This is a genomic window from Microbacterium sp. P2_F9 (assembly GCF_056403635.1).
The window spans coordinates 1-3,589 of the sequence record NZ_JBFUFC010000280.1; the positions used below are offsets into that span (position 1 = coordinate 1).

Genomic DNA, 3,589 nt, shown 5'->3' on the forward strand with positions numbered 1-3,589 from the left:
GCGCAGGTGTCCGCGATCGTCGCCCGCGACGAGACCCGGCTGGACGTGCTCGCATCGGATGCCGATCCCCGCGTGTCCGAGGCCTTCAGCGATCGCGACTACAACGATGTCGCCTCGCTCGCCGCGCACTACTACTCGTTCGTCCTGACCGACACCGGCACCGGGATCGTGCACTCCGTCATGGCGGCGACGCTCGACCGCGCCGACCAGCTCGTGGTGGTCTCCGGCCTCAGCGTCGACGAGGCGCGGCTGGCGTCCGAGACGCTCACCTGGCTCGAGACGAACGGCTACGCCGAGCAGGTCCGCGGCGCCGTGGTCGTGCTCAACAACGCCCGGCCCGGCCTGCCGCTCGTGCAGCAGGACGAGCTGGAGACGCACTTCAAGACGCGGGTGCGCGCGGTCGTGCGGGTGCCGTACGACCCGCACATCGCGGCAGGCAGCGCCATCACCTTCCGCGATCTGCGTCCCGAGACGCGCCTGGCGGCCCGCGAACTGGCGGCCACCGTCGTCGAGGGTCTGCGCGCTCTGGCACCCGCGGCCTGACCGTGGCAGTCCGGCCGATCCGGCTGTTCGGCGACCCCGTCCTCCGGACGCCGAGCGTTGCCATCACCGACATCGACGAGGGCATTCGAGCGCTCGTGCAGGACCTCATCGACACGGTGGAACTGCCCGGCCGCGCGGGCGTCGCCGCACCGCAGATCGGTGTGGGGCTGCGCGCGTTCAGCTACAACATCGACGGCGACATCGGCTACATCCTCAACCCCGAGGTGGTGGAGGTGTCCGGGGAGCCTGAGCCCACCGGCGAAGGCTGTCTGTCGGTGCCCGGCCTCTGGCACGACGCGCTGCGGCATCCGTGGGCGAAGGTCGTCGGCATCGACCTCGACGGCAATGAGGTCGTCCTGGAGGGTGAGGGTCTGCTCGCGCAGGCGCTCCAGCACGAGACCGACCACCTGGACGGCAAGCTCTACCTCGACCGGCTTCCGCCGGAGACCCGGCGCATCGCGATGCGCGAGATCCGCGAGAGCGACTGGATGTGAGAATGGCCCGGGGCGCTGCCCCGGGCCATTCCGTTCCGCTCGGTCAGCCGATCGACACGTTGGTCGTCGACACCGGCACGTCGTAGATCGCGTCGACGTCGGACGCGAAGTCGGTCATGATGACGTTCCGCTTGATGCTGAGCTTCGGGGTCAGGTGACCGCTGGCCTCGGTCCATTCCGTCGGCAGGATCGTGAACTTGCGGATCGACTCGGCGCGCGAGACCGCCTTGTTCGCGTGATCGATGGCCTTCTGAACTTCAGCCCGCACCGCACTGTTCTTGGATGCTTCTTCGAGGGTCATGTTCTTGTCGAGGCCGTTGTTGCCGAGCCACGTCGGGAGCATCTCGCTGTCGAGCGTGATGAGCGCCGCGATGAACGGCTTCTGGTCGCCGACCACGACGACCTGCCCGACGATCGGGTTCGCGCGGATCGGATCTTCGAGCACCGCCGGGGCGACGTTCTTGCCGCCTGCGGTGACGATGATCTCCTTCTTGCGTCCGGTGATCGTGAGGAAGCCCTCCTCGTCGAACGAGCCCAGGTCGCCGGTCTTGAACCAGTYGCCGTCGAACGCTTCGGCCGTGGCCTCGGGATTGCGCCAGTACTCCTTGAAGACGTCGATGCCGCGCACCTGGATCTCGCCGTCGTCGGCGATGCGCACGCCGACGCCCGGCAGAGCCGGACCGACCGAGCCGATCTTGGACTTCGTGGCCAGGTTGATCGTGGCGGGAGCCGTCGTCTCGGTCAGGCCGTAGCCCTCGAGGATGACGAGCCCGAGGCTGTGGAAGAAGTGGCCGAGTCGCGAGCCCAGCGGGGCGGATCCCGACACGGCGAACACCACCCGGCCGCCCATCGCCTCCCGCAGCTTGCTGTAGACGAGCCGATCGAACAGCGCGAACTTGATCTTCGTGAAGACGGGGATCTTCTTGCCGGCCTGGAGCAGCTTGGAGTGCTCGACGGCGGTGTGCGCGGCCGCGCGGAAGATCTTGCCCTTGCCGCCCGCCTCTGCCTTCTGCTCGGCGGAGTTGTACACCTTCTCGAACACGCGCGGCACGGCCAGCAGGAAGGACGGCTTGAACGAGCCGAGCGAGGGGAGGAGCTGCCTGGTGTCGGGCTGGTGCCCGGTCTTCACGCCGGAGTGGATCGCGAGGATGGAGATGAACCGGGCGAAGACGTGCGCGGTGGTGATGAACAGCAGGGTGGATGCGCCGGGCGCTTCGACGACCTCGCTCATCGCCTTCGCGGAGTTGCGGGACAGCTCGACGAAGTTGCTGTGGGTCAGCACGCACCCCTTCGGGCGACCGGTCGACCCGGAGGTGTAGATGAGCGTGGCGATGTCCGCACCGACCGCGAGGTTGCGGCGCCGCTCGATCTCGTCATCCGGGACTTCCTTGCCCCGGGTGATGAGCTTGTCGAGGTCGCCGCTGTGCATCGACCAGGTGTGCTGCAGGAGTGGGACCTCGTCGCGGATCTCGTCGAGACGTGCGCTGTGCTCCGGCGACTCGACGATGCTGGCGATGGCTCCGGAGTCGGTGAGGATCCAGGAGATCTGGGCGGGTGAGCTCGTCTCGAAGATCGGGACCATGACCGCGCCCGCATAGAACAGCGCGAAGTCGACGAGCGTCCAGTCATACGTGGTGCGCGCCAGGAACGACACTTTGTCACCCGGCGCGAGCCCGGCCGCGACGAAGCCCTTCGCGAGGGCGATCACCTGACGCTGGAACTCCGCGGCGGTCACATCACGCCAGCCCTCGCCCTCGGGCACTGCGAACAGCGCCAGCTGCGGGGTCTTGTTCACCCGCTCTGCGAGCAGGTCGGTGATGTTCGCCTGGGGATCCGCGGGAACGATGGGGGGGACTTCGAACTGGACCACGGCGACTCCTTCGTAACCGGCACTTAACTCCGGTGCTGTGTGCCTGAAGTCTATCTCCGAGGGGCCTCCTCCTCCCGGTATGCCGTGGTGCTCCCGGATAGACTTCGAGGCGCCGCTGCGCCCCGCTGCGGTCTGAAGGGAACGGCGTGCTCAAGGTCGGAATCGACATCGGTGGAACCAAGATCGCGGGCGGCGTGGTCGACGAGGAAGGGCATATCGTCGAGCAGCTGCGGGTCGAGACGCCTACCGACACGTCGGCGCTCGAAGACGCCGTCGTCGACATGGTGCGTCACCTCGATCGCGGGCATGAGATCGGCGCTGTGGGCGTCGCCGCCGCCGGGTTCGTCGACCGTGCCGGCACCACCGTGATCCATGCGCCGAACATCGACTGGCACAACGAGCCGCTCAAGGCGAAGCTCGAGTCGCGCCTCGAGATGCCGGTGACGATCGAGAATGATGCGAATGCGGCCGGCTGGGCGGAGTTCCGCTTCGGAGCCGGGCGCGACTACCAGGACGTCGCCATGCTGACCCTCGGCACCGGAGTCGGAGGCGCCGTCATCTCCGGTGGCGCGCTCTACCGCGGCGGCCACGGCATCGCCGGCGAACTGGGCCACACGCGGTTCGTTCGCGACGGGCGACCGTGCGGCTGCGGACAGAACGGATGCCTCGAGCAGTATGCGTC

General features: G+C 67.9%; 4 protein-coding genes. 3 read left to right on the forward strand and 1 reads right to left on the reverse strand.

Annotated features, from left to right (window positions below; translation table 11 throughout):
- On the forward strand, positions 1-543 hold a 543-nt coding region (locus tag AC1DVT_RS18720; RefSeq protein WP_477390733.1), incomplete at its 5' end, for a MinD/ParA family ATP-binding protein.
- A 2-nt stretch (positions 544-545) separates the two neighbouring features.
- Complete coding sequence (gene def / locus AC1DVT_RS18725; protein ID WP_477390735.1) at positions 546-1,037, forward strand: peptide deformylase; 492 nt, start codon at positions 546-548, stop codon at positions 1,035-1,037.
- Between the two features lie 43 nt (positions 1,038-1,080).
- Here the strand turns inward: def and AC1DVT_RS18730 are convergent, their stop codons facing one another.
- Positions 1,081-2,907, reverse strand: a complete 1,827-nt coding sequence (locus AC1DVT_RS18730; RefSeq protein ID WP_477390737.1) for an AMP-dependent synthetase/ligase — start codon at positions 2,905-2,907, stop codon at positions 1,081-1,083.
- A gap of 146 nt (positions 2,908-3,053) precedes the next feature.
- Between AC1DVT_RS18730 and AC1DVT_RS18735 the strand changes: the two genes are divergently transcribed.
- Positions 3,054-3,589 (forward strand): ROK family protein (locus tag AC1DVT_RS18735; RefSeq protein WP_477390739.1); only part of this gene is annotated, 536 nt, incomplete at its 3' end.